At 35.5% G+C, this 25,208-nt stretch carries 21 protein-coding genes, 1 riboswitch and 1 other annotated feature; of the genes, 16 read left to right on the forward strand and 5 right to left on the reverse strand.

The window, feature by feature from the left end; translation table 11 throughout:
- From VF726_RS03215 to VF726_RS03240, 6 genes are all read left to right on the forward strand, one after another.
- Entirely contained in the window at positions 1 to 1,272 is a 1,272-nt protein-coding gene (locus VF726_RS03215) for a cation:dicarboxylate symporter family transporter (RefSeq protein WP_000713281.1), read from the forward strand.
- Positions 1,273 to 1,296: 24 nt separating this feature from the next.
- A complete protein-coding gene (aspA, locus tag VF726_RS03220; protein ID WP_061676611.1) occupies positions 1,297 to 2,736 on the forward strand; it encodes an aspartate ammonia-lyase in 1,440 nt (479 codons plus the stop codon).
- A gap of 74 nt (positions 2,737 to 2,810) precedes the next feature.
- Complete coding sequence (gene malS / locus VF726_RS03225; protein ID WP_142286565.1) at positions 2,811 to 4,523, forward strand: oxaloacetate-decarboxylating malate dehydrogenase; 1,713 nt, start codon at positions 2,811 to 2,813, stop codon at positions 4,521 to 4,523.
- A 63-nt stretch (positions 4,524 to 4,586) separates the two neighbouring features.
- Complete coding sequence (locus VF726_RS03230; RefSeq protein WP_440165776.1) at positions 4,587 to 5,885, forward strand: sensor histidine kinase; 1,299 nt, start codon at positions 4,587 to 4,589, stop codon at positions 5,883 to 5,885.
- Between the two features lie 2 nt (positions 5,886 to 5,887).
- Positions 5,888 to 6,820, forward strand: a complete 933-nt coding sequence (locus VF726_RS03235) for a response regulator (RefSeq protein WP_440165778.1) — start codon at positions 5,888 to 5,890, stop codon at positions 6,818 to 6,820.
- A 117-nt stretch (positions 6,821 to 6,937) separates the two neighbouring features.
- Positions 6,938 to 10,132 carry a DEAD/DEAH box helicase gene (locus tag VF726_RS03240; protein WP_440165779.1) on the forward strand — a complete coding sequence of 1,065 codons (3,195 nt, stop codon included), beginning with the start codon at positions 6,938 to 6,940 and terminating at the stop codon, positions 10,130 to 10,132.
- Positions 10,133 to 10,381: 249 nt separating this feature from the next.
- On the opposite strand, the gene VF726_RS03245 is transcribed toward VF726_RS03240, so the two are convergent.
- The gene (locus tag VF726_RS03245; RefSeq protein ID WP_000047588.1) at positions 10,382 to 10,516 is read right to left on the reverse strand and encodes a DUF3934 domain-containing protein; all 135 of its coding nucleotides are present in this window, start codon (positions 10,514 to 10,516) and stop codon (positions 10,382 to 10,384) included.
- A 405-nt stretch (positions 10,517 to 10,921) separates the two neighbouring features.
- Positions 10,922 to 11,180 (forward strand) — a binding site (T-box leader).
- A gap of 70 nt (positions 11,181 to 11,250) precedes the next feature.
- On the opposite strand from VF726_RS03245, the gene asnA reads away from it, so the two are divergent.
- Positions 11,251 to 12,234: an aspartate--ammonia ligase gene (gene asnA, locus VF726_RS03250; RefSeq protein ID WP_061676615.1), complete on the forward strand. Its 984-nt coding sequence runs from the start codon at positions 11,251 to 11,253 to the stop codon at positions 12,232 to 12,234.
- Between the two features lie 138 nt (positions 12,235 to 12,372).
- Positions 12,373 to 12,786 (forward strand): helix-turn-helix domain-containing protein, encoded by a 414-nt coding sequence (locus tag VF726_RS03255; RefSeq protein ID WP_440165782.1) that lies wholly within the window; start codon positions 12,373 to 12,375, stop codon positions 12,784 to 12,786.
- A 221-nt stretch (positions 12,787 to 13,007) separates the two neighbouring features.
- Here VF726_RS03255 and VF726_RS03260 read toward each other — a convergent pair whose 3' ends face one another.
- Both VF726_RS03260 and VF726_RS03265 read right to left on the reverse strand, forming a co-directional pair.
- Positions 13,008 to 13,460 (reverse strand): VOC family protein, encoded by a 453-nt coding sequence (locus tag VF726_RS03260; protein WP_440165784.1) that lies wholly within the window; start codon positions 13,458 to 13,460, stop codon positions 13,008 to 13,010.
- Positions 13,461 to 13,803: 343 nt separating this feature from the next.
- Positions 13,804 to 15,033 (reverse strand): aspartate kinase, encoded by a 1,230-nt coding sequence (locus VF726_RS03265; RefSeq protein ID WP_440165786.1) that lies wholly within the window; start codon positions 15,031 to 15,033, stop codon positions 13,804 to 13,806.
- Positions 15,034 to 15,232: 199 nt separating this feature from the next.
- Positions 15,233 to 15,419, reverse strand: a riboswitch (Lysine riboswitch).
- Between the two features lie 192 nt (positions 15,420 to 15,611).
- Here VF726_RS03265 and VF726_RS03270 point away from each other — a divergent pair.
- The 3 genes from VF726_RS03270 to VF726_RS03280 are packed head-to-tail and all read left to right on the forward strand — an operon-like array spanning position 15,612 to position 18,766.
- On the forward strand, positions 15,612 to 16,520 hold the full coding sequence (locus VF726_RS03270; RefSeq protein WP_440165788.1) for a DoxX-like family protein: 909 nt from the start codon (positions 15,612 to 15,614) through the stop codon (positions 16,518 to 16,520).
- Positions 16,521 to 16,523: 3 nt separating this feature from the next.
- Positions 16,524 to 17,135, forward strand: a complete 612-nt coding sequence (locus tag VF726_RS03275) for a DUF4166 domain-containing protein (protein WP_440165790.1) — start codon at positions 16,524 to 16,526, stop codon at positions 17,133 to 17,135.
- Between the two features lie 5 nt (positions 17,136 to 17,140).
- Positions 17,141 to 18,766 (forward strand): YndJ family protein, encoded by a 1,626-nt coding sequence (locus VF726_RS03280; protein ID WP_440165792.1) that lies wholly within the window; start codon positions 17,141 to 17,143, stop codon positions 18,764 to 18,766.
- A 28-nt stretch (positions 18,767 to 18,794) separates the two neighbouring features.
- Here the strand turns inward: VF726_RS03280 and VF726_RS03285 are convergent, their stop codons facing one another.
- Complete coding sequence (locus VF726_RS03285) at positions 18,795 to 19,280, reverse strand: 8-oxo-dGTP diphosphatase (RefSeq protein ID WP_440165794.1); 486 nt, start codon at positions 19,278 to 19,280, stop codon at positions 18,795 to 18,797.
- A 168-nt stretch (positions 19,281 to 19,448) separates the two neighbouring features.
- Here VF726_RS03285 and VF726_RS03290 point away from each other — a divergent pair, with 168 nt between their 5' ends.
- The 4 genes from VF726_RS03290 to VF726_RS03305 all read left to right on the forward strand — a co-directional run bounded on the left by VF726_RS03290 (position 19,449) and on the right by VF726_RS03305 (position 24,274).
- On the forward strand, positions 19,449 to 20,690 hold the full coding sequence (locus VF726_RS03290; protein WP_440165796.1) for an N-acetylmuramoyl-L-alanine amidase: 1,242 nt from the start codon (positions 19,449 to 19,451) through the stop codon (positions 20,688 to 20,690).
- A 255-nt stretch (positions 20,691 to 20,945) separates the two neighbouring features.
- The gene (locus VF726_RS03295; protein ID WP_440165799.1) at positions 20,946 to 22,358 is read left to right on the forward strand and encodes an S-layer homology domain-containing protein; all 1,413 of its coding nucleotides are present in this window, start codon (positions 20,946 to 20,948) and stop codon (positions 22,356 to 22,358) included.
- Between the two features lie 346 nt (positions 22,359 to 22,704).
- Entirely contained in the window at positions 22,705 to 23,967 is a 1,263-nt protein-coding gene (locus tag VF726_RS03300) for an MFS transporter (RefSeq protein ID WP_440165802.1), read from the forward strand.
- A gap of 28 nt (positions 23,968 to 23,995) precedes the next feature.
- Positions 23,996 to 24,274 (forward strand): hypothetical protein, encoded by a 279-nt coding sequence (locus tag VF726_RS03305; RefSeq protein WP_440165804.1) that lies wholly within the window; start codon positions 23,996 to 23,998, stop codon positions 24,272 to 24,274.
- A 19-nt stretch (positions 24,275 to 24,293) separates the two neighbouring features.
- Here the strand turns inward: VF726_RS03305 and VF726_RS03310 are convergent, their stop codons facing one another.
- Positions 24,294 to 24,758, reverse strand: a complete 465-nt coding sequence (locus tag VF726_RS03310; protein ID WP_440165806.1) for a hypothetical protein — start codon at positions 24,756 to 24,758, stop codon at positions 24,294 to 24,296.
- An 86-nt stretch (positions 24,759 to 24,844) separates the two neighbouring features.
- Between VF726_RS03310 and VF726_RS03315 the strand changes: the two genes are divergently transcribed.
- The gene (locus VF726_RS03315) at positions 24,845 to 25,087 is read left to right on the forward strand and encodes an alpha/beta hydrolase (RefSeq protein WP_440165808.1); all 243 of its coding nucleotides are present in this window, start codon (positions 24,845 to 24,847) and stop codon (positions 25,085 to 25,087) included.
- Positions 25,088 to 25,208: the final 121 nt, after the last annotated feature.

Consider the following 25,208-nt stretch of genomic DNA (forward strand, 5'->3'; position numbering starts at 1 on the left):
ATGAAAAAATTCGGATTGGCAACACAAATTTTCGTTGCACTTGTTTTAGGGATTGTAGTAGGGGCAATCTTCTATGGTAATAAAACGGCTATTTCTTATATCACACCAGTTGGGGATATATTTATTCACTTAATTAAAATGATTGTAGTGCCGATTGTTATTTCAGCATTAATTGTTGCAGTAGCTGGTGTAGGAGATATGAAGAAGCTTGGAAAACTAGGCGGAAAAACAATTCTTTATTTCGAAATTATTACGACAATCGCTATTTTAATGGGATTACTTGCGGCTAATATATTCCAGCCAGGTACTGGCGTTGATATGAATAACTTACAGCAAAGTGATATTTCTTCTTATAAACAAACAGCAGATGCTACAGAGAAGCAAGGATTCGCTGAGACGATTGTTCATATCGTACCGAAAAACGTATTTGAATCAATTGCACAAGGTGACTTATTACCGATTATTTTCTTCTCAGTATTATTCGGTTTAGGAGTTGCGGCAATTGGAGAAAAAGGGAAACCTGTTTTCCACTTCTTTGAAGGTGTACTCGAAGCGATGTTTTGGGTTACAAATCAAGTTATGAAATTTGCGCCATTTGGTGTATTCGCATTAATTGCGGTTACGGTTGCAAAATTTGGTGTAGCAACACTACTTCCTTTAGGAAAACTAGTGCTAGCTGTATACGTAACTGTTATACTATTCGTTGTGATTGTATTAGGTATTAATGCACGAATGGTTGGCGTAAACATTTTTACATTAATGAAAATTTTAAAAGAAGAACTTATTCTTTCATTTACGACAGCAAGTTCAGAAGCTGTTTTACCTAATATAATGAGAAAAATGGAAGAGTTCGGTTGTCCAAAGGCAGTTGCCTCTTTCGTTATTCCAACAGGTTATACATTTAACTTGACTGGATCGGCTATTTATCAAGCGTTAGCGGCATTGTTTGTTGCACAAATGTACGGTGTGCACATGTCACTGACAGAGCAAATAACGTTATTATTCGTTCTCATGTTAACATCCAAGGGTATGGCGGGAGTTCCAGGTGCATCGTTCGTTGTTGTATTAGCAACGTTAGGTTCAATGGGGTTACCACTAGAAGGTATCGCATTAATTGCGGGAATTGACCGCATTTTAGATATGATTCGCTCATCTGTCAATGTATTAGGCAATGCATTAGCGGCCATTGTTATGTCGAAGTGGGAAGGCGAATTCGATAATGAGAAAGCAAAACAATATGTAGAAACAGTCAAAGAAACAAAAGCAGCATAAGAAATCGTTAAGGAGTGAATAATCATGGCAACATTAACTGAAGTTAAAAATGGTGTTCGAATTGAAAAAGATTTTTTAGGTGAAAAAGAAGTACCAAACTATGCATACTACGGCGTACAAACAATGCGTGCAGTTGAAAACTTCCCAATTACAGGATACAAAATTCATGAAGGCTTAATTAAAGCGTTCGCAATTGTAAAGAAAGCTGCAGCACTTGCTAATACAGATGTAGGAAGATTGGAATTGAATAAGGGCGGTGCGATCGCAGAAGCCGCTCAAGAAATTCTTGATGGAAAATGGCATGATCATTTCATCGTAGATCCAATTCAAGGCGGAGCAGGTACTTCAATGAACATGAATGCAAATGAAGTCATGGCCAATCGTGCTCTTGAATTATTAGGAATGGAAAAGGGAGACTATCATTATATTAGTCCAAATAGTCATGTAAACATGGCACAATCAACAAACGATGCATTCCCAACGGCGATTCATATCGCAACATTAAACGCATTAGAAGGTTTATTACAAACGATGGGTTATATGCACGATGTGTTTGAATTAAAAGCAGAGCAGTTTGACCATGTTATTAAAATGGGTCGTACACATTTACAAGACGCTGTGCCAATTCGTCTTGGACAAGAATTTAAAGCGTACTCTCGCGTACTTGAACGTGATATGAAGCGTATTAAGCAATCACGTCAACATCTATATGAAGTAAATATGGGAGCAACTGCAGTTGGTACAGGCTTAAATGCAGATCCAGAATATATTGAAGCAGTTGTAAAACATTTAGCTGCAATTAGTGAACTACCACTTGTTGGCGCAGAAGACTTAGTAGATGCAACGCAAAATACGGATGCATATACAGAAGTATCAGCAGCACTTAAAGTATGTATGATGAATATGTCTAAAATCGCGAATGACCTTCGCTTAATGGCATCAGGTCCACGCGTTGGTTTAGCGGAAATTATGCTACCAGCTCGTCAACCAGGTTCATCAATTATGCCAGGGAAAGTAAATCCTGTTATGCCAGAAGTAATTAATCAAATTGCGTTCCAAGTAATTGGTAACGACCATACAATTTGCCTTGCTTCAGAAGCAGGACAATTAGAATTAAACGTTATGGAACCAGTACTTGTTTTCAACTTACTTCAATCAATTAGCATTATGAATAACGGTTTCCGTGCCTTTACAGATAATTGCTTAAAAGGAATTGAAGCGAATGAAGATCGCTTAAAAGAGTATGTTGAGAAGAGTGTAGGAATTATTACAGCCGTGAACCCTCATATCGGTTATGAAGCAGCAGCTCGCGTTGCGAAAGAAGCAATCGCGACAGGGCAATCCGTTCGAGAACTTTGTGTGAAAAATGGTGTACTGTCACAAGAAGACTTAGAGTTAATTCTAGATCCATTCGAAATGACACACCCAGGGATTGCAGGAGCAACTCTTTTAAAGAAAAATTAAAAGAAGAGGGGGACAAGCCCCTCTTTTTTGTTTACAATATAGAAATGCTATATATGAATAGAGGTAGGGATGTTATGAGTAAGTTTACAGTAGCTTCTAATGGTTCATTAGAAACGACATTAAGAGGAGTAGAAGTATTATCAACACCACTTTTAAATAAAGGGGTCGCTTTCACGCAAGAAGAGAGAGAAGAATTAGGTTTAAAAGGGTTATTACCGCCAGCAGTTTTAACATTAGAAGAACAAGCACGCCGAGCATATGAACAATTTTGTTCTCAGCCGGATGATTTATTAAAGAACGTATACTTAACAGCGTTACATGATCGAAATGAAGTACTATTTTATCGTATTTTAACAGATCACCTGCGCGAAATGTTACCAATTGTATATACACCAACAGTCGGTGTAGCGATTCAAAGATATAGTCATGAATACCGTAAACCACGTGGTGTGTATTTATCAATTAACGATCCATCAGGCATTGAAGAAGCATTCGCCAATATAGGTGCAACAGCAGAAAATATTGATTTAGTCGTTGTTACAGATGGAGAAGGCATACTTGGAATTGGTGACTGGGGCGTTGGTGGTATTAACATCGCCATCGGAAAGTTAGCTGTTTATACGGCCGCAGTTGGAATCGATCCTAGTCGTGTATTACCAGTAATTTTAGATGTAGGTACAAACCGTGAAGAACTATTAAACAATCCATTTTATATTGGAAATCGTCATCCTCGTATAACTGGTGAAGCTTACGATGAATTTATTGATACGTTTGTACAAGCGGTAAATAAACAATTCCCGAAAGCACTTTTACATTGGGAAGACTTCAGTTCTCGAAATGCACGAAAAATTTTAGATAAATATCGTCATGATATTTGTACATTTAATGATGATATTCAAGGTACAGGTGCAGTTTCGCTTGCTGCTGTATTATCGGCAGTGAAAGCTTCGGGTGTACCGCTAAGTGAACACCGCGTTGTTGTATTTGGTGCTGGTACAGCTGGAATCGGTATCGCAGATCAAGTTAGAGATGCAATGGTTCGCGTAGGCGTATCAGAAGAAGAATCATATAAGCGTTTCTGGTGTATTGATCGTAACGGGTTAGTTACAGATAATATGGAAGATCTTCTTGATTTCCAAATGCCGTATGCAAGAAAAGAAGCGGAAGTAAGTGAGTGGAAACAAAATGATGTGATTGGACTTGCTGAAGTTGTGAAGCATGTAAAACCGACAATTTTAATCGGTACATCAACTGTTGCAGGCGCATTTAAAGAAGAAATTATTAAAGAAATGGCTTCTCACGTAGAAAGACCAATCATTTTACCAATGTCGAATCCGACGCCACTTGCTGAAGCAAAACCAGTAGACTTAATAGAGTGGACAGAAGGAAGAGCATTAGTTGCAACAGGAAGTCCATTTGAACCAGTTACATATAACGGTGTAACGTATGTGATTGGACAATCAAATAATGCACTTATTTTCCCAGGGCTTGGTCTTGGAACAATTGTCGTACGTGCAAGCGTCATGACGGATGGAATGTTCGCAGCAGCTGCTGAAGCAGTTGCAAGCATGGTAGATACAAGTCAGCCAGGAGCACCTATTTTGCCAGAAGTTGAAGAGTTACGTAACATCTCGGAAATGGTTGCAATTGAAGTAGCGAAAGTTGCCGTTGCAGAAGGTGTAGCTAGAGAGAATTTAAGTGATAACGATATCAAGATTGCAGTGAAAGAAGCAATCTGGGAGCCTGAGTATCGCCAAATAAAAGCGGTAGAAAAGGTTAGAATATAGAAATAAAGCCCGTTTATTATATAAGCGGGCTTTCACTTTTACTACTGACAAAAAGTATAGGAAGTGGCACCTTTGAATTGGAATCAGTTATGGAAGAAAGATATATCTCTTTTAATTATATTAATGGTTGTTGTTCCGATTGCTGGAGAGCTTAATTTTCATCCTTTTAATGATATGTTTCGCGTTAGCTTTGGGACACCGCTTTTCTTTTTTTTATTACTATTTTTAAGAAGAATACCAGCAGCAGCTGCAGGGATTCTTGTCGGTATATGTGTCGTTTTATTTCGCATATGTCTTGACTGGGTTATGCAAGGTTCCTTTCATATGACAGAATCATTTTATTTGCGTTATCCTGTGTTCTTTTATTATTTTATTTATGGAAGTCTTTTTTCACTTTGTAGGGTGAATAAGTTTCATCAGAAACCAATTGTTATTGGTTGCCTTGGAATTACAATTGAAATTATCGCAAGTATGTCAGAACTAGCGATTTATCATATGGTCGTGCTCGGTACAACGATAACAGTTTCTGAAGTAAATAAACTTATTATTATTGCTATTTTCCGTAGTTTCTTTGCGCTTGGATTTTTAAATATGATGAACTTATATGAAACGAAACTAAAAGAATCACAAGTTCGAAAAGAAAATGAAAAAATGTTCATGCACCTTTCAAATTTATATGTAGAATCAGTTCATTTGAAAAAAACGTTACAAAATGCAGAGTTGATTACACAAGAAGCATATCAACTATATCGAAATTTACAAGCAAACGATGATTCCAGTAGTAAAACAGCATTGAAAATAGCAGGAGAAGTGCACGAAATAAAAAAAGATAATCAAAGAATTTTTGCAGGATTATCTAAACTGCTATTAGATAAAAATGTGGCGGAGTATGTAGAAGGTCATGAGCTTACAGAAATGATTGTAAGAATAAATGAAAAGTATGCTGAAATGCTAGGTAAAGATATACGTTTTTCTAAACATATAGAAGGTGAACACGCTGCATACCACGTGTATACAGTGCTATCAATCTTTAATAACTTAGTTGCGAATGCAGTAGAAGCAATTGAAGATAGAGGTCTCATTCATATTAAATTATATAAACGAGAGCAACATGTAGTCTTTGAAGTAATTGACGATGGGCCTGGTATAGCACAAAAGTATAAGAAATTAGTATTTAAGCCCGGATTTACTTCAAAGTATGATCAAACGGGAACGCCGTCAACAGGCATTGGACTTTCTTACATACATGAAATGGTAACAGAGCTCGGCGGAGAAGTAAGATTAGAAGACAATGAAGCCGGAAAAGGGTGTAAGTTTATCGTTTGTTTACCGGAGGGCAGTTTAAAGCGGGAAGGGGAATAGGTTTGTTTTATTATATCGTAGATGATGATGAAGTTTTCCGTTCGATGCTTTCGCAAATTATTGAAGATGGCGATCTTGGGGAAGTAATTGGAGAATCGGAAGATGGAGCGTTTATTGAAGCAGAACAGCTAAATTATAAAAAAGTAGATATTTTATTTATTGATTTACTAATGCCGATGAGAGATGGCATCGAAACAGTTCGTCATATAGCGTCTTCATTTACTGGGAAAATTATTATGATTTCTCAAGTTGAATCGAAACAGCTCATTGGTGAGGCGTATACACTTGGTGTGGAATATTATATTACGAAACCACTAAACAAAATAGAAGTAGTATCGGTTGTACGAAAAGTAATAGAGCGTATTCGTTTGGAACGTTCTATATATGACATTCAAAAATCATTAAATAATGTATTTCAGTGGGAAAAGCCGCAAATGCGTAATGAAACAGTGCAAGAAGAAAAAAAGATATCAGATTCCGGACGCTTCTTACTAGCAGAACTCGGTATCGCGGGAGAGAATGGAAGTAAAGATTTACTTAATATGCTGGAATATTTATATGGGAAAGAAAAGGCGCAAACATTTGAATTTGGATTCCCTGCGTTAAAAGATATTTTTCACCAAATAACATTAAAAAAATTAGATCATATAGCTTCGGATGCAGATATAGATAAAGAGAGAAAAGCTTCTGAACAACGTGTAAGAAGAGCAATTTATCAATCGCTGAATCATTTAGCTTCTCTAGGACTAACAGACTTTTCAAATCCGAAATTTGAAAGTTATGCTCCGAAATTTTTTGATTTCACTGTAGTTAGAAAACGGATGACAGAAATGACAAAGGATGAAATAGCAGCCTCTGGCCATATACGAATTAATACGAAAAAATTTATTCAAGTGTTGTATTTTGAGGCGAAACGGTTGATGGAGATAGAGTGAAGAAGATGCTTATAAATAAGCATCTTTTTTGTTGAATCAACATTTTATATTTTCTCGTTGAGCATGTAAAATGTTAAGTAAGAGAAAATGGTTTTACATTAAGGAAGTGTCAAAACAATGAGTTTTACATTAAATAAATCGATTATAAAAGAAGTATGCGGAGAGACCTCTTATAAAAGAGGCGAAGCTTATTATAAAGCAAATAAAGTAATCGTGAATCATTATGATGAAACGAAAGGAATTTGTGAGGCGACGGTAAAAGGGAATGAAGATTTTCATGTTACAGTAGAAAAAGCGAAAAAAGGTGATGTAGTTGCGAGATGTAGTTGTCCTTCATTAGCGTCTTTTCAAACGTACTGTCAACATGTTGCAGCTGTACTAATACAAATAAATTATAACCAGCAAACGGGCGGAATGGCCGAAAATATGAGCGGAAATGATCAATTAACGAGCGGGATGTTTCAGTTGTTTGCAGACAAACCACTGCGGCCAAAAAGTAAACAACACCGCTTTGATACACGTGAAATATTAGAAGTTGCGTTTATATGTTCACCAGTAGCGACGAAAAGTGGTGGGGCCCTTCTTGGAATTCAGTTAAAACTTGCGAAAACATATTTTATAAAGCATATTAGAGAATTTCTTTCTAAAGTGGAGAAAAGAGAGGCTTTTCATTGTTCTAATGAATTTACATACACGCCAGATGTACATAGCTTCAGGAAAGAGACCGATGCGGTTATTCAGCAGCTTATTAAAATGTATCATAATGAAAAAATGTATGAAGATGCGTTAGAAGTACATGCGAAACAAGATGAAAGTATGATATTCATACCGCCAGCTTCGTGGAAAGATATGCTCTCTTCACTTTCTAAAGTAGAGTATGTACAGCTGAAACAAAATGAGCAACTGTTTCATGGCTTGCAAATGTCAAACGGTTTATTGCCATTATATTTTGAGTTTACGAAAGGAAATAATGGTGGGTTCACACTTCATATAGATGGCCTGAATCGTGTTCAAGTTATGGAAATGTATAACAACGCTCTTTACGATGGGAAATTATATGATTTACCTATGGAAGATTGTATGCGGCTTATTGAATTGCAAAAAATGATGAGTCGCTCAAATAGCAATCAGTTTTATATTCCTGAAAGTAAGATGGAACATTTTGTAGCGAAAGTTGTGCCTGGATTAATGAAACTTGGAACGGTACGCATTGATGAAGTAATATCGGATCGTGTTGAAACGCCGTCTTTAAAAGCGAAACTGTATTTAGATCGAGTGAAAAATCGTTTGTTAGCAGGTCTTGAATTCCATTATGGAAACGTCGTGATCAATCCGCTAGAAGAAGACGGGCAACCATCTGTTTTTAATCGTGATGAGAAAAAGGAAAAAGAGATTTTGGACATTATGAGTGAAAGTGCCTTCGCGAAAACAGAAGGCGGTTATTTTATGCATAATGAAGAGGCTGAGTATAACTTTTTATATCATGTCGTTCCAACGTTAAAAGGCTTAGTTGATATTTACGCGACAACAGCAATTAAATTACGCATTCATAAAGGCGATACCGCACCTCTAATTAGAGTGAGAAGAAAAGAAAGAATTGATTGGTTATCATTTCGTTTTGATATAAAAGGAATACCGGAAGCGGAAATTAAAGGTGTGTTAGTGGCTCTTGAAGAGAAACGCAAATATTATCGATTAGCGAATGGTTCTTTATTATCACTAGAGAGCAAAGAGTTTAATGAAATTAATCAGTTTGTAAAAGAATCAGGTATTCGAAAAGAATTTTTACATGGGGAAGAAGTGAATGTTCCGCTTATTCGGAGTGTGAAATGGATGAACGGACTTCACGAAGGTAATGTTTTAAGTTTAGATGATTCTGTGCAAGATTTAGTTGAAAGTATTCAAAACCCGAAAAAATTAAAGTTTACAGTACCACAAACTTTACATGCTGTAATGAGAGAGTATCAAGTATACGGATTCGAGTGGATGAAAACACTTGCCTATTACCGTTTTGGCGGTATTTTAGCAGACGATATGGGACTTGGAAAAACGCTGCAAAGCATTGCTTTTATAGATTCTGTTTTGCCTGAAATTCGAGAGAAGAAGCTGCCTATATTAGTCGTTTCACCGTCCTCTCTCGTTTACAATTGGTTTAGTGAATTGAAAAAATTCGCCCCGCATATTAGAGCGGTTATTGCTGATGGAAATCAAACAGAACGACGAAAAATTTTAAATGACGTAGCGGAATTTGATGTCGTAATTACGTCATATCCGTTACTGAGAAGAGATATAAGATCGTATGCGAGGCCGTTTCATACACTATTTCTTGATGAGGCACAGGCGTTTAAAAATCCTACAACGCAAACTGCAAGAGCAGTGAAAACAATTCAAGCTGAATATCGTTTCGGACTAACGGGAACTCCTGTAGAAAATTCATTAGAAGAGCTATGGTCTATCTTCCACGTCGTATTTCCAGAATTACTACCAGGAAGAAAAGAATTCGGTGATTTAAGGAGAGAAGATATAGCAAAGCGCGTAAAACCTTTCGTATTAAGACGACTAAAAGAAGACGTATTACAGGAGCTTCCGGATAAAATAGAGCACCTACAGTCATCGGAATTATTACCAGATCAAAAGAGACTATATGCTGCTTATTTAGCGAAATTAAGGGAAGAAACGTTAAAACATTTAGACAAAGATACGTTACGTAAAAATAAAATTAGAATTTTAGCTGGCTTAACGAGATTGCGACAAATTTGTAATCATCCCGCTTTATTCGTTGATGATTACAAGGGGAGCTCAGCTAAGTTTGAACAACTGTTAGAGATACTAGAGGAATGTAGAAGTACTGGTAAGAGAATTTTAATTTTTTCTCAATTTACGAAGATGCTGTCCATTATCGGTCGTGAGTTAAATCGTCAAGCGGTTCCATACTTTTATTTAGACGGAAATACACCTTCGCAGGAACGTGTAGAGCTATGTGACCGGTTTAACGAAGGGGAAGGGGATCTATTTCTCATTTCTTTAAAAGCTGGTGGTACAGGTCTTAACTTAACGGGTGCTGATACGGTTATATTGTATGATTTATGGTGGAATCCAGCTGTTGAACAACAAGCAGCAGATAGAGCATATCGAATGGGACAAAAAAATACGGTACAAGTTATTAAGTTAGTGGCCCACGGAACAATTGAGGAAAAAATGCATGAACTGCAAGAAAGTAAGAAAAATTTAATCGCTGAAGTGATTGAGCCAGGAGAAGAGAAATTATCATCAATCACGGAGGAAGAAATACGAGATATTTTAATGATTTAATATAAAGTGAAACTTTAATCAGTGGGTGGGGATGAATCCCTCACCCACTGATTATTAGTTGAACCAATCGGGCTTTAACGGGCAGTTGATCCCGCATCTAACTTCTTTGCTTTCGCTGAATTTTGAGATGGGGTCTTACTGCCCGTTAAAGCGGGATAAAAAGCTATGCTTTCAAATATATGAGAGCATAGCTTTTTTAGTGTAATAATTATAATTTGTTTTGAAGAAAGTAAAGAGATAATACAGAATTTACTTTTTAGTCCCTTTACTTTTATATGGCTTGGCAGCTGCCTTTTTCTTTGCACTTGATTGCCAACGATTCCATCCTTTACTTCCTGTACCTTGTCCTACACCTTTTTTCGGTTTTGCTTTCGTTTTACTCATATGATCACTCCGTTATATAAAAATCTTATTTGATAATAGTCAATGATTTAGAACATACTCTTTATAAATGACTATGATTGCTTTAAGTAAAAATAAACTGCTTGAATGCTATAGTATAACACGAATTTGCACGTAAACTGAAAGGAATTACAAAGAAAATGAAAATAATACGAAATACTGCGGATTCTATATTTCGAACGATTACATTACTTGTTGTGTATATGTTAGTCTCGGTTAGTGAAACGTTTTTTGGATTGACGAGACAGAAAAAGTAAAGATGTTAAATTAGCAACAATCAATAAAGCCGTAAAATAAAGAATTGAAAAATATTTTTAAATTTTTATTGACTTTCTTTATTTTTTGTATAGAATAATCATTAATAAAATGTTTCAGAGATGTGACAACAAAACGACTATGAAAGGACGAGTAGTAGTAGGAAGTAGTCTAAGCGAGTCAGGGGTGGTGTGAGCCTGATACGAAGCCTATTATGAAGAACCTCCTGGAGTTGCTAACCGAAATCCTTTACAGGAAAGTAGACTTAGCCGGGAACTTCGCCGTTACAAGAAGAACAGTATCGAGATATTTCATCTCCGTATTGTATAAGTGAGCAACCTCTGTTGCTAATTTGGGTGGTACCGCGGAACCAAAGCCTTTCGTCCCAGTTTTTTGGGAAAGAAGGGCTTTTTTTGTTGGCTTCTTTTCACAACATCCAAACATTTTAGGAGGAAACCACCATGTATCAATCATTAATGACAGTAAGAGAGACTCAAATCGCAATTAAGGAAGTTAAAACATTTTTCGAGGATCAATTAGCAAAACGCCTTGAACTATTCCGCGTATCTGCACCATTATTCGTAACGAAAAAATCAGGATTAAACGATCACCTAAACGGTGTAGAACGTCCAATTGAATTTGATATGTTACATTCAGGAGAAGAATTAGAAATTGTTCATTCACTAGCGAAGTGGAAAAGATTCGCATTACATGAATATGGATATGAAGCTGGTGAAGGTTTATATACAAACATGAACGCGATCCGTCGTGATGAAGAACTTGATGCAACACATTCTATTTACGTTGACCAATGGGATTGGGAAAAAATCGTTCAAAAAGAATGGCGTACTGTAGATTACTTACAAAAAACAGTACAAACAATTTATGGAATATTCAAAGATTTGGAAGACCACTTATTTGAAAAGTATCCGTTCCTTGGAAAGTATTTACCAGAAGAAATTGTTTTCATCACTTCCCAAGAACTAGAAGATAAATATCCAGAATTAACACCGAAAGATCGTGAACACGCAATTGCAAAAGAGCACGGTGCAGTCTTCATTATCGGAATTGGTGATGCACTTCGTTCAGGTGAAAAGCATGATGGGCGCGCAGCTGATTATGATGATTGGAAATTAAACGGTGACATTTTATTCTGGCACCCAGTATTACAATCTTCATTCGAATTATCATCAATGGGAATTCGTGTTGATAGCAAATCACTTGATGAGCAATTAACGAAAACAGGTGAAGACTTCAAACGTGAGTACGATTTCCATAAAGGTATTTTAGAAGACGTACTACCATTAACAATTGGTGGTGGTATCGGACAATCAAGAATGTGCATGTACTTCTTACGTAAAGCACATATTGGTGAAGTTCAATCTTCTGTATGGCCTGACGATTTACGTGAAGCTTGCAAGAAAGAAAACATTCATCTGTTTTAATAGAAGTGAGAGAGGGTAGCTCAAAGAGTTATCCTCTCTTTTTTATGTTGTAAACGAATGGTTTACAGTGAGTTTTACTAATGGTTTCTTTCTTTTTTGGACCCTTTTATGTAATAATTTGTTAAAGGAGGGGACGTTATGAGCTTAGGACAACAACTTAAAAGATTACGAGAGTCACAAGGATTTTCGCAGGAAGATGTTGCTAAAAAGATTGGTATAACGAGGCAAGCGGTATATAAGTGGGAAAATGATAAAAGTTGCCCTGATATTGAAAATTTGATTTTATTGAGTGAAATGTATAATGTCACGCTAGATGAATTAATAAAAGGGTACCAAGGTTTTAAAGAGAAAATACATATTGATGAAGAAGATGAAGATTTTGAGAAAGAGAATGAATTTGGTTTCTACATTGGATTTGGTTTACTAATTGTGAGTGCTTTCGTTGATTATGAAGGAATGCAAGAGATATTATTAGGAATAGCACTATTCATGATGGTTTTTTACTCTGACGTAAAGAAAGTGATTTTGAATGAGTTCAGATCGTTTTTTTAAAGAAAAGATATATATGGTAAGAAGTGAGAAGAGTCAGTTATATTTCCTAGGAAAGAATATAACGAGTAATTGAATTGTTTTATAATAATTTAGGGATATTGATAGTATGTTAAAAAACCGAAACAAGCATAACCACGTTCTAAAGTTAGGACGTGGTTGAAAATTTAAGCTTTATTAAGAAAGAATATCTTTCAAATATTTTTAATTCAGAAAAACATTACTTACTTGTTACCGAGTTCTTCCGCTAAACCGATTAAAATTCCTTCCGTTCCACGAATGTAGCAAAGTCGATATGAGTTCTCGTACTGAACTACTTCGCCAACGAGCTGAGCACCATGCTTAGTAAGTCTCGATACCATTTCATCAATGTCTTCAACGGTGAACATGACGCGCAAATAACCGAGGGCATTTACAGGTGCTGTCCGGTGATCTGCAATAGTAGGTGGGGTAAGAAATCGCGAAAGTTCAATGCGGCTATGGCCATCTGGTGTAACCATCATAGCAATCTCTACGCACTGAGAACCGAGTCCGGTTACGCGACCAGCCCATTCACCTTCGACAGTAGCGCACCCTTCAAGTTTTAATCCAATCTCCTCGAAGAAAGAGATTGCGTTATCAAGAGATTCTACAACGATACTAATATTGTCCATTCTTAGTAATTTGTTGTTTGCCATAGTCTTTGTCTCCTTATATGTATAAATTTATTGTTTAACTCTCCTCATAATTATACTAAAATCTCTTCTAAACAAAAAACACCTTGTCACAGTGTAGGAACATGTGACAAGGTGTTTTCGGGTACAGTGCATAACATCTTGTTAACGAACAAGACTCCGTAAACCCTCTACGATTTAAATATGCGCGAACTTATTATGTTCAAGTAGTTTCAAGAATTTGATACAGTAATTGCTATTCGACAGAATAACTTCGAGTTTTCAACAAAATAGTCTTACCCTGTTTCTATTTATATAGGAAGGAAATAGATTCATATAATTTGTTTTAAGTTTTTACTAGTAGAAATTAACTCATCTGCACTAAAGGCACGATTTTTGCCATAAATGATTGATGCAGCGCCTCAACACCTGTTACTAAATGAAGGCGGTCAATAACGACAGACACTTTAATTTCTGATGTACTTACCATTTTAATATGAATATTTTCTTCTTTTAAAGTAGTGAACATATTCGCAGCAACACCAGGATTAGAGACCATACCAGATCCTACAATGGATACTTTTGCTAAATGATTTTCATATTCTACAGATTCATATTGTAATGTTTCTTGATGTTGTTCTAATACCTCTAATGTTTCTTTTAAATCATTAGAATGGATTGAGAAGGAGAGGTGAACAGTTCCTTCATTTGTAATACTTTGAATGATGATATCTACATTAATATGTGCCGCTGCTAATGTAGAGAAAACTGTTGAAAGTGCACCTTGTTCCAAACCTTTCATTGTGACGCGTGTAATATTATCTTCAAATGCAATACCTTTAACGATTGATTGTTGTTCCATGTTACATTCTCCTTTTACAATTGTTCCATTTTCTTGTTCCATACTTGAGCGAACTTCTAAAATGACATTATGATTTTTAGCAAACTCAACCGCACGCGGGTGTAATACACCAGCACCGAGGTTTGCAAGTTCTAACATTTCGTCATAAGAGATTTCATCTAATTTATAAGCATCTTTTACAACTCGTGGGTCTGTCGTATAGACGCCGGTCACATCTGTGTAAATATCACATTTTTTTGCTTTCAGTGCAGCAGCTAATGCAACAGCAGTTGTATCAGAACCACCGCGGCCAAGCGTTGTAATTTCATGGTTTTCACTAACTCCTTGGAAGCCAGCTACAATAACGATCGTACCTTCAGTAAGATAAGATTGAATTCGATCTGTATGAATGTCAGTAATCCGTGCACTACTATGTACAGATTCTGTCGTAATACCAGCTTGCCATCCTGTTAATGAAATCGCGTTATAACCTTTCGCTTGTAGTGCCATCGTTAATAATGAAATAGTCACTTGTTCTCCTGTAGATAGAAGCATATCCATTTCACGTTTACTCGGATTTTCTGTAATAGCGTTAGCAAGTGCGACAAGTTCATCTGTACTTTTGCCCATTGCTGAAACGACAGAGACGATACTATGCCCTCGTTCATATTCTTCAATAATTAAATTTGCTACATGTTGAATACGCTCAACGCTTCCGACAGAAGTGCCACCAAATTTTTGTACAATCGTTTCCATTACGAATTCCTTCTTTCATCCATTTTTAAGAATAGATTAGGACATATATAAATCCCAATATTCCTGTAGTTACCAGAGAAAAACAAAAAACACCATCTCAAATAAGTGAGGATGGTGCTGTTACAGGAAAAGGGAAACAGAAAACGGAGCTAATAAAAAAACCGCCAAAAAAGGAATATCATAAAAATGATATCTCTTTTTTGTAGATAGCTCTTCATACGTACACGTTTGTACATATGACAGTTCTGTTTCTATTCGAAAACAGCCCCAATTGATAAATGCAGAGAAATTTATCAATTTCGGCAATACTTCCTTTCATCTAATTTCATAGACATCTCTGTGTCTCCATTAGAATAATCATAAGTATCGCAACCTCTATCTCACGTTTTAGGCGAGAGTGTTTGATTTATGAAGTTGTTGGTAACATTTGTTTTATAATAATTTAAATTTTTCGGGGAATCAAGTGTTTTGTATAAATTTTAAAAATTCTTTCTTTTGCAAAAGAAAGTTTGTGAAAAATGTAGCAAAATAAATTCGTTGCATGTACATTAAATTTATAGTGCATTGGAGGTGGAAGTATGAAGAGGAAAAAGCCTATTTATGTTTCGGCAGAAATGAACACAACAATGGAGAAATTATGGGAATACACGCAAGAACCACATATACATACAGAATGGGATGCCCGCTTTACTGAAATTTCGTATTTAGAGAAAAAAGAAGGAGAACCACAGAAGTTTTTATATAAAACAAAAATTGGATTTGGACTTGAAATAGCTGGAGAAGGGGAATCGATAGGTGAAATAAGAAAAGAAACGGGAGAACGTATTTCTTCTTTAAAATTTTGGACGGATAATAAATTATCTCTTATTCAAACAGGGCGTGGTTATTGGAAGTATACCCCTCGTAAAGAACACATTCATTTTGAGACGCAATATGATTATGATACGAGGTTTGGTCGTATAGGGAATATAATAGATTTCTATATGTTTCGGCCGTTATTAGGCTGGGCGACTGCTTGGAGCTTTGATGCATTAAAATTATGGTTAGAGAAGGGACTTCACCCTAGGTTACTAATTAGAAGAACAATGACATATTGGCTCGTATGTTTTTTATTTGCCTTTGTATGGATGTATCAAGGGATAGTGCCAAAATTAGTATTTACTCATTCAGAAGAAGTAAAAATGCTATCGGTGATGATTGGTTCAACGGAACATAGTATTTTTGTACTTAAAATAATTGGATTACTAGAAATTATTTTTGGTGTCCTATGGCTGTTGCCATTTCAAAAGCGAAAAGTATTTGTCGTACATATTTTTATGTTAATAGCCTTAACAATAGCGGCAGGATTTACGAATGTCGCAAGCCTTACAGAACCGTTTAATCCAATTACATTAAACGTTCTACTCATGGGGTTATCGATTGCCGGTTATATAAATAGCATGAATTTGCCAAGTGCAAAAAATTGCAGGAGGAAGAGAAAGGGATAATGTATGGCTAATTTGTATGAAAGACTATTAGGGGATTCTTATAAAAATCTTCATCCGAAATTACAGAAACGCTATGAAATTACGGAAGAAAATAGCTTTACTGGAGAAGGAAAGATGGATGAGATTTATGGAGGTTCTTTTTTTGTAAAATTAATATTAAAAATTGCATCGAAGTTCCGTATATTTTTCTCTGAGCGGGGGAAGGAAGTGCCATTTACAATACATAATACGGCTGAGCGGGATGAACATGGACATGAACTTGTGCGGTGGAATCGTACTTTTTATTTTCACAATAAAAAAAGATATTTTAATGCCGTTATGCAGTTGGATGAAGAGAATAATGAAATTGTAGATTATTTTGGTGAACCGCACTTACTTGTATCTACATTAAATTTTCATATTGATGAGGTGGGGGCAATGCATATTTCTTCAAAGAAACAATGGTTTTACATGTTCGGAAGGAAAGTCCCGTTACCTAGATTTTTATACGGGGAGGCCACCATTGTAGAAAGTTATGATGAAACAAGGCAATGCTTTCGAATTCATGTACAAGTACGAAATCCGTTAATTGGTTCATTATTTTCATATAAGGGAACATTTGTGGAAAGGAAATAAATGAAATGAAAAATATAATAGTTGGGCTTGCTTGTTATATTATTTTTCTAATATGCGAGTGGTCAAATATAAACCCAGTGGAAGCAATTATTTTATTATCTATTTTGTTATTTATACCGATGTCATTTTGTATCATTGATAAGAAAACAAGAAATGGATCATATGTATTTTTTTATAAATTTGTATCGTTTTTATATCCAATCGCAGCAATGAGTGCAATGTTAGCTTTCGTTACAAACCACTATTTTTTTGCGTTACTTTGGTTTGTATATACAGGGATTGTTGCATTATTTGGTGTGAGTAGATTACTAGAAAGAGGATGGAAACCGCTAGAAGAGACAGCTATCGATAGTGCGTTTATATATTTGTTTTTAGGTGGTTTTTGGTTTTTTGCTTCTGTAGCAAAACTCTCCATTATGCACTTTAGTTCCGACATCGTGTTGCTTACTGCTGCACACTTTCATTATTCGGCATTTCTATTGCCATTATCAGCTGGCTTAATTGGGAGAAAAAGAGAAAAGAGAAGTAAAGTATATGATGCTATTATGTTTGTCATCGTCATTTCACCTATGACAGTTGCGATCGGGATTACATACTCAAGAGTATTTGAATTTTTTGCTGTGTTCCTATATTTATGTGCGATTTATAGTTATGGTATTTATGTTTGGCGCGCGAAATTTAATGCTATTAGTGCAAAGATTCTCCTAATTATATCGTCTAGCACACTCATGGTAACAATTATGTTTTCACTTATATATTCGTATGGGAATTTGAAACATGTAATGACGATTACAATTGCTCAAATGGTTTGGATTCACGGTGTTGTCAATGGAATTGGAGTAGCGTTACCAGCATTTGTCGGCTGGATGATTGAAAATAGTGCCCCGAATTATAAATATTACGGGAAACCAATGAGCGGGTTAAGAGGAAATGCGACAGTTGGTGAAGCATTTTTACATAACAGAAATTTAATAGATAGCAAAGAATACAAAGGTTTAGTTGATAATATGAATGATTTTCATAGTGAGGCATTTGACGTGACGAAGATTCCTTTAAGTATTGTTCACTTTTATGAAAATACAAAAGAGTATGAGTTACAATCACATATTAAATGGAATCGCTGGTTCCGCCCGGTAGCATTTTGCTATGAGAAAATGAGTAAACGTGTAGGGCAAATACATTTAGGAATGGGCGGCAAGTGGGAAACGATGCACGGCTCTATCATCGGGATAATAGATGAGAAGGATGGAAGAGAGAATGTAAGGGCTTGGCTAAGAAAAAATGAAGCAGAAGAATCTATTTTTGTAGCTCTTTACTCAAAACATACATATGAGAACGAGACATACATGAATATTGCATTACCTTTACCATATTCGAATATGACAGGGATTTTGAAAGTATGTAATAAGGGTAATGATTTAATCATTACTAGTAAGCTGAGAAGAAATGGTAAGGGAGATGAGGGGATTTATTTACATACTCGTTTCTTTACAATACGTTTACCGTTAGCAGAAACTTTTATTATTAAAGAGAACAAGGATCAAATATTAGTAGCAAAACATAGAATGTGGATATTTGGGGTTAAGTTTTTAGAAATTGAGTATGAGATTAAGAAAATAGAGGGGAAGTAAGAAAAGCTTGGAGAGATCCCAAGCTTTTCTACGTATGCGTAATGGTCATAGCAACTTGTTTATCTAAGTCGCGGTCCCAAACACGTTGAATTTCAAACGTACCTTTTTCAAAAAATAATGGGAATCTCTCTTTAAACCAATTTTGCATAGGAAGATTTAATGCTGTATCGATTGGTACCCATAATAATTCGCCCTCTGGAGGATTCATAAGAAGTTCGCCTTCAAATGAGTCTGTCCAATAATTAAATACCATATATCGAACATTTTCTTTCGGATTTACGTATTCATCTAATCCCTTAAAAGTTAAGTTTGAAACAAGTAATCCAGTTTCTTCTTTTACTTCTCGTTTAGCAGCTTGAACGATACTTTCTGGGAAATCTACTTTTCCGCCAGGAGCGATGTGGCCAGGGAAGCCTAGATGATCGGGGCGCTGTATTAGCAATACTTCGTTATTCCGCTGAATCATACACATCGTGTAAATACGGTGTTCTATATTTTTCCAATTGTTGCTCATGTGAATCTCTCCCTTATAAAACCTTATAGTTTTTAACTAGCGTTATATATGACAAAAAATACAATAATAATACAAAATTATACAAATTGCAATTGACTATTACTAATTTTCAGAACTATAATTAGTCTGTTACATAAATACATTGTACTTGAGAGGGGAATATATTCTATGAAAAATAGAATAATCGCAGCAGGAGTAATCGCAGCTAGCATATTATCTTATTCATCTAGTAGTTTCGCACAAACAAAAATGTTTCCAGATGTTCCAGCAGGGGATTGGGCAGAAACTTCTATTAACTACTTAGCAGAAAGAGGCGCAGTTACAGGTAACGAAAAAGGAATGTTCGAGCCTGGAAAAGAAATCACTCGTGCAGAAGCAGCTACAATGATGGCTAAAATTTTAAACTTACCAATCGATAAAAACGCTAAACCATCTTACGCGGATTCTCAAAAACATTGGGCTACTCCAATCATTGCAGCTGTAGAAAAAGCTGGCGTTGTTAAAGGAACAGGCAATGGATTTGAGCCAGACGGAAAAATCGACCGTGTTTCAATGGCATCTCTTCTTGTAGAAGCTTACAAATTAGAGTCTAAAGTAAGCGGTACTCCAGCAACTAAATTCAAAGATTTAGAAACATTAAACTGGGGTAAAGAAAAAGCTAACATTCTAGTTGAATTAGGGATTTCTGTTGGGACTGGTGACAAATGGGAGCCGAAAAAAATTCTAACTAAAGCAGAAGCAGCGCAGTTTATTGCAAAGACGGACTCGCTTAAAATAGGTAACCCTTTAGTAGAACAGGTAATCATTATTGATCCTGGCCATGGAGGAACAGATCCTGGGAAGGCAACGCAAGGATTACATGAAAGTGATATTGTATTAGATACATCTAAAAGATTACAAAGTTTACTAGAGAAAAATACTCCATTTCGTGCAATGTTAACGCGTGAAACAGATATTCGTCTTGGTGAAAACCAAGGAGAAGACCTTAAAAATCGTGTAGATTTCGCGAAAGAACATAATGGAGATGTTTTTGTAAGTATCCATGCAAATGCTTCTCAAAAACATGATGGACATGGAACAGAAACTTTTTATTATAAAGGATCTGAAAAGAAAGAATTAACTGAGCGTGAAAAAGATAGTTATATGTTAGCCAATAAAATACAAAAGAGATTAGTTAAAGCTCTAGATACAAGAGATCGTGGTGTGAAACCAGAAGACTTTTATGTACTAAGAGAAAATGAGATGCCTGCAGTATTAACTGAACTAGCATTCTTAGATAACAGCGCGGATTATGAGAAGTTAGCTTCAGAATCTGGAAGACAAATAGCTGCTGAGGCAATTTATGCGGGTATTTTAGATTATTATGAGTGGAAAGGTTTTGATGTTTCAAAATCTCGTTTAACAAAATAACAATATTGATTGCTAGGCCCATCGTCTATATAGAGATGGGCTTTTTATGTAAGTTTTTGTAATTTTATATCAGGATAAAAAGATATATCGTATTATACTAATTATGAATAAAATAATGGTAGATTAGTTTATTTTTATCACGTATACTTTTACTGTTGACTAATTAAGAGTTTGTTAGTTTAATAGGGAAAATTATACGATAAAGGGAGGCAAGTTAACACGGGACAAGCATATACATAACGTGTTAAAAAAATTATGAAAAAAGTTATTTCTAATGTGTTAGCAGTGACAGTCGCACTTCAAGTAGTGATGGCTCCAGCAACTTCGTTTGCATCTACAAAAGAATTTCCAGACGTTCCGAAAGATCATTGGGCACTTGAAGCGATTACTGATTTAACGTCAAAAGGGGTTATTGCAGGTTACGATAATGGTAAATTTGGCTTCGGAGATGTTGTAACTCGTGAGCAAGTAGCAGCATTAATGTATCGCGCATTAAAACCAGAAGCAAAAACCGATTATAAAAATCCATACTCTGATATTAGTGCAGGAACGACGATGTTCCAAAAAGAAATTTTGGCATTAACAGATATGGGGATTTTTGTAGGTGATGGTAAAGGAACATTTAGACCGAAAGAATCGTTAACTCGTGCTGAGATGTCTGTTATTTTGCAAAAAGCATTTAAACTAGAAGTAAAAGCACCCCATACATTTAATGATATAGATGCAACACATTGGTGGGCAAAAGAAGCAATTAGTGCATTGCAATCCAACGGTGTAGCAGCAGGGAATAACCTTGGAGGATTTGATCCATCAGGTGTATTAACACGTGAAAGCTATGCACAACTATTATATAAAGCGATGCAAATTAAAAAGGATGTTCCTGTTGAACAGCCTTCATATATTAATCTAGATGTGACATTACCATCTAACATAACGGCACAAGAGATTGATAATTTTATTAAAGAATGGCATCCTGACAGTCCGCTTATTGGAACGGGTAAAGATTTTATTCAAGCACAAAATGAGTATGGTGTGAGCGCATTATACTTAGCTGCACATGCAATCTTAGAATCTGGTTACGGGAAATCAGAAATTGCATATCGTAAACATAATTTATTTGGCTTAAAGGCATTTGATTGGGATCCATTTGCATATGCAAAATATTTACCATCGTACGGGCAAAGTATTTCATACAATGCTGATTATGTAAGAAAGAATTACTTAGAAGAAGGCGCTCCTCATTTCAATGGTTACACATTACCTGCTATGAATGTTAAGTATGCAACAGATAAAGCATGGGCTGGAAAAATCGCTAATATTATGGAACGTATTAAGCCTTTCAATAACAAAGATTATCAAAATGTAAAACGATTAGCGAAAAATCCTAATACATTAAATGTAAATGCACTAGGCGAAGCGATTCCATATAAAGATTATACAAAAGATGCAAAAGCTACAGTTCAATCGGTAGGATCTTACTACCAAGTTCCATTCCCGTTTAACAATCCAATTAAGAGTGTACCAAATGTTACACAAAATGAAGTTGGAAAATTAGAAAATGGTACGAAAGTAAATGTATATCGTGAAGATCCAAACGGCTGGGTAGAATTTTCACTTGAAAATACTCAAGAAAAGTATTGGACATTGAAGAAGAACTTAAAATTATAGACAAAAAAGGTGTTTTCATTTATGAAAACACCTTTTTATTTATATTCAATATGTAATATTGGTAGAGGTATTATGAGTTTCAATTTTATCCCGCGTTAACGGACAGTAAAACTCCCACCTCAAAATTCAGTTGGAGCAAAGAAGTTAGGTGGGAGATCAACTGTCCGTAAACGTCCGATTGGTTCAACTAATAATCAGTGGGGGATGAACAAAACCCCCACTGATTAAAGTTTCACTTTATATTTTTACCAATAATTTAACAGTTTCATATATAATTAAAGGTATTGAAAAATGAATTTTCTGCATTTTATTTGGTGTTAATTTAATTTGAAAAGAGGAGAGAGGTATGCAAGGAGAAATACGAACAGAGAAAAATGTAAGTTATGTCGGTAAATTGTTATTACCCGTTAAAACGTCCCCACATTTTAAATTTTTATGGATTGGGCAATTACTTTCGACTTTAGGTAGTTCGATAACGATGGTTATTTTGCCAGTCGTTGTGTATTCATTGACTGGTTCAACAGTTGTAATGGGAATGACTATGGCAATGTATATGCTTCCTAATATTCTTGCGTTACCGTTTGCTGGATTAGTCGTAGATCGAATTGATCGGGTGAAATTAATGTTATTTACAGATATAATACGCTGCATATTAATGCTATTACTTGCAACACTTATAGTTATGGACGTTTTAACAATTCCACTTCTATATGTACTCGTAGCATTATATGGGCTTATGGAAGGGATATTTCAGCCGGCGTATGCGGCTGTAAGAGCGAAAGTATTTGTACCGGAAATTCGAAATGCGGCTAATGCATTAACACAAATGAGTAATCAAGGTATACGACTAATCGGGCCGGCTCTTGGAGGATTGATCGTTTCAGTTGCATCTGCTGGAATAGGATTTGGATTGGATGCAGTAACGTATTTGTTATCATTTTTATGTTTATTATTTTTAAGAGAAATAAAGTTTAAAAAAGTAAAATCCATTGAAAAGAGTAAGATTGATTACAAACAAGAGTTTATGGAAGGTGTTTTAGTTTTGAAAAGTCATCCGTGGCTATGGATTACAATTTTAGTCTTTTCTTTCATAAATATTTGTTATGCAGGGATTATCGTTGTATTAATTCCATGGTTATTTAATGTTCATCATCATTTTGAAGCATACGTGTATGGATTAGGAATGGCATCTTCTGGTGTTGGAGCTGTAATTGCTGCACTCATTTTTGGGGGCAAGGAGCAATGGCACAAGCGAGGGTTACTTGCATATGGTGGTGTGTTAATAAGTGGAATAGCACTTTTAACTATGCCTTTCGTTTCTTGGACACCTGCCTTAATAGTGTTAATGGCAATTGAGGGGTTCGGTATGATGATATTTGGGCTCATTTGGGAAACAAGTTTACAAGAGCTTGTACCAGAAGAAGCATTCGGAAGAGTGGCAAGCCTTGATATGTTAGGCTCATTTGCTTTATTGCCACTAGGTTATGTAGTTGTAGGATGGCTAGCTACTGTCATAGGTGGCGAGATAACGATTATAACATTAGCTATTTTAGTACTTGTAACAATTGGAGTAGCATTATGTGTACCGAGTATTCGACGATTTGATTAATGATATAAGGGAAAGGAGAATAACTTATATGATTATAGAAAACTTGAACGATATAGTAGCAAAGGAATTGGACAGCCAATACAATTTGCAGGAAAAGATCTTTGAAGCAAAAAATTTCACAGTTTATATTGCTACCCATAGAGAAAATACGTTAACGTATAATTCACTAGTATTAATAAAACATCTTTGTAGCAAAAAGCCTTCCATACATATTTGGCATAAGAAAATTAGCATGGAAGCAAAGGAATGTGAAATCGCAAAAGAAGTAACAGAAGCAATTCAATCTGGTTTTGTAAATAAAGAGTAAGCCCTACGCAAATTAGGGCTTACTCTTCATTAAACACAAATGTTTGCTTCATTTGTTTCCCTTCATTTACCGGATGCCCGTTGTAAGAGAAATTGTTTTCTTCCCAAGTAATGACGACTTTGAAATTATGGCTGTTAAAGTCTAAAGGGAATACGATGTAGTCAAAGCTTGTCTGACTTTTTGAAACGTTGTTATGTAATGTAGTAGGATTAAAAGTAGTTTTAGAGGTAGGAGTGTTATCAACGATTTCTACAGCTACATTTGATACATCATTACCGATGTTTTTTACGAGTAAACGATATGTATCGTATAAATTCTGTTTTGGCTGTACTACTTGTTTGTTTGCGTTATAAGATTTATCAATTTCGATATACCACTGTTTTGACTTTGATTCGATAGGTAGTGATTGAAATGTGTATGCACTAGCTTGTATTGGTAGTGCTAAACAGACTAGTGCAAAGAGAGTAAATATTTTTCGTTTCATTTTAGAGAGCTCCCATTCTGTAACGGATTTATTAATTATTATCTTCTCTTTATGTGAGTATATACCATAAAATGTAGGGGGCTGTTATGAATGGCGGGCTAGGAATGTGTATTTTTTCGCAACTATTATTTTTGTATATATTTATTTCTGGAGTGCTATTAGAATTGAATCCTTGGTATGCAGTAGTTGTGTATATAAGTATTGCTGTACTAAGCCTTATCATTGGAATAGATTTAATAAGGAAAACCATATATCGTTTCTTTGATTCCAGCAATCTTTATGACGCTCATGACGGTAGTGTATATTTTAAATGCAAAAATTGGTTTTAACATTCCGCTAAACACATCTTATATTGTAGGTACAGTTATTACGGTTATATTAACTGCTGTATTCTTTATAAAAGCTGTGTAGAGATTTTTCTACACAGCTTTTTCTAATGTGAAAAAATTC

Source organism: Bacillus sp. Brlt_9 (assembly GCF_051948935.1).
GTDB lineage: Bacteria > Bacillota > Bacilli > Bacillales > Bacillaceae_G > Bacillus_A.

Coding starts and splice junctions, on each gene's coding strand:
- VF726_RS03215 (WP_000713281.1), top strand. CDS start 1: ATGAAAAAATTCGGATTGGCAACACAAATTTTCGTTGCACTTGTTTTA.
- aspA (WP_061676611.1), top strand. CDS start 1,297: ATGGCAACATTAACTGAAGTTAAAAATGGTGTTCGAATTGAAAAAGAT.
- malS (WP_142286565.1), top strand. CDS start 2,811: ATGAGTAAGTTTACAGTAGCTTCTAATGGTTCATTAGAAACGACATTA.
- VF726_RS03240 (WP_440165779.1), top strand. CDS start 6,938: ATGAGTTTTACATTAAATAAATCGATTATAAAAGAAGTATGCGGAGAG.
- VF726_RS03245 (WP_000047588.1), bottom strand. CDS start 10,516: ATGAGTAAAACGAAAGCAAAACCGAAAAAAGGTGTAGGACAAGGTACA.
- asnA (WP_061676615.1), top strand. CDS start 11,251: ATGTATCAATCATTAATGACAGTAAGAGAGACTCAAATCGCAATTAAG.
- VF726_RS03255 (WP_440165782.1), top strand. CDS start 12,373: ATGAGCTTAGGACAACAACTTAAAAGATTACGAGAGTCACAAGGATTT.
- VF726_RS03260 (WP_440165784.1), bottom strand. CDS start 13,460: ATGGCAAACAACAAATTACTAAGAATGGACAATATTAGTATCGTTGTA.
- VF726_RS03265 (WP_440165786.1), bottom strand. CDS start 15,033: ATGGAAACGATTGTACAAAAATTTGGTGGCACTTCTGTCGGAAGCGTT.
- VF726_RS03270 (WP_440165788.1), top strand. CDS start 15,612: ATGAAGAGGAAAAAGCCTATTTATGTTTCGGCAGAAATGAACACAACA.
- VF726_RS03275 (WP_440165790.1), top strand. CDS start 16,524: ATGGCTAATTTGTATGAAAGACTATTAGGGGATTCTTATAAAAATCTT.
- VF726_RS03280 (WP_440165792.1), top strand. CDS start 17,141: ATGAAAAATATAATAGTTGGGCTTGCTTGTTATATTATTTTTCTAATA.
- VF726_RS03285 (WP_440165794.1), bottom strand. CDS start 19,280: ATGAGCAACAATTGGAAAAATATAGAACACCGTATTTACACGATGTGT.
- VF726_RS03290 (WP_440165796.1), top strand. CDS start 19,449: ATGAAAAATAGAATAATCGCAGCAGGAGTAATCGCAGCTAGCATATTA.
- VF726_RS03295 (WP_440165799.1), top strand. CDS start 20,946: ATGAAAAAAGTTATTTCTAATGTGTTAGCAGTGACAGTCGCACTTCAA.
- VF726_RS03300 (WP_440165802.1), top strand. CDS start 22,705: ATGCAAGGAGAAATACGAACAGAGAAAAATGTAAGTTATGTCGGTAAA.
- VF726_RS03305 (WP_440165804.1), top strand. CDS start 23,996: ATGATTATAGAAAACTTGAACGATATAGTAGCAAAGGAATTGGACAGC.
- VF726_RS03310 (WP_440165806.1), bottom strand. CDS start 24,758: ATGAAACGAAAAATATTTACTCTCTTTGCACTAGTCTGTTTAGCACTA.
- VF726_RS03315 (WP_440165808.1), top strand. CDS start 24,845: ATGAATGGCGGGCTAGGAATGTGTATTTTTTCGCAACTATTATTTTTG.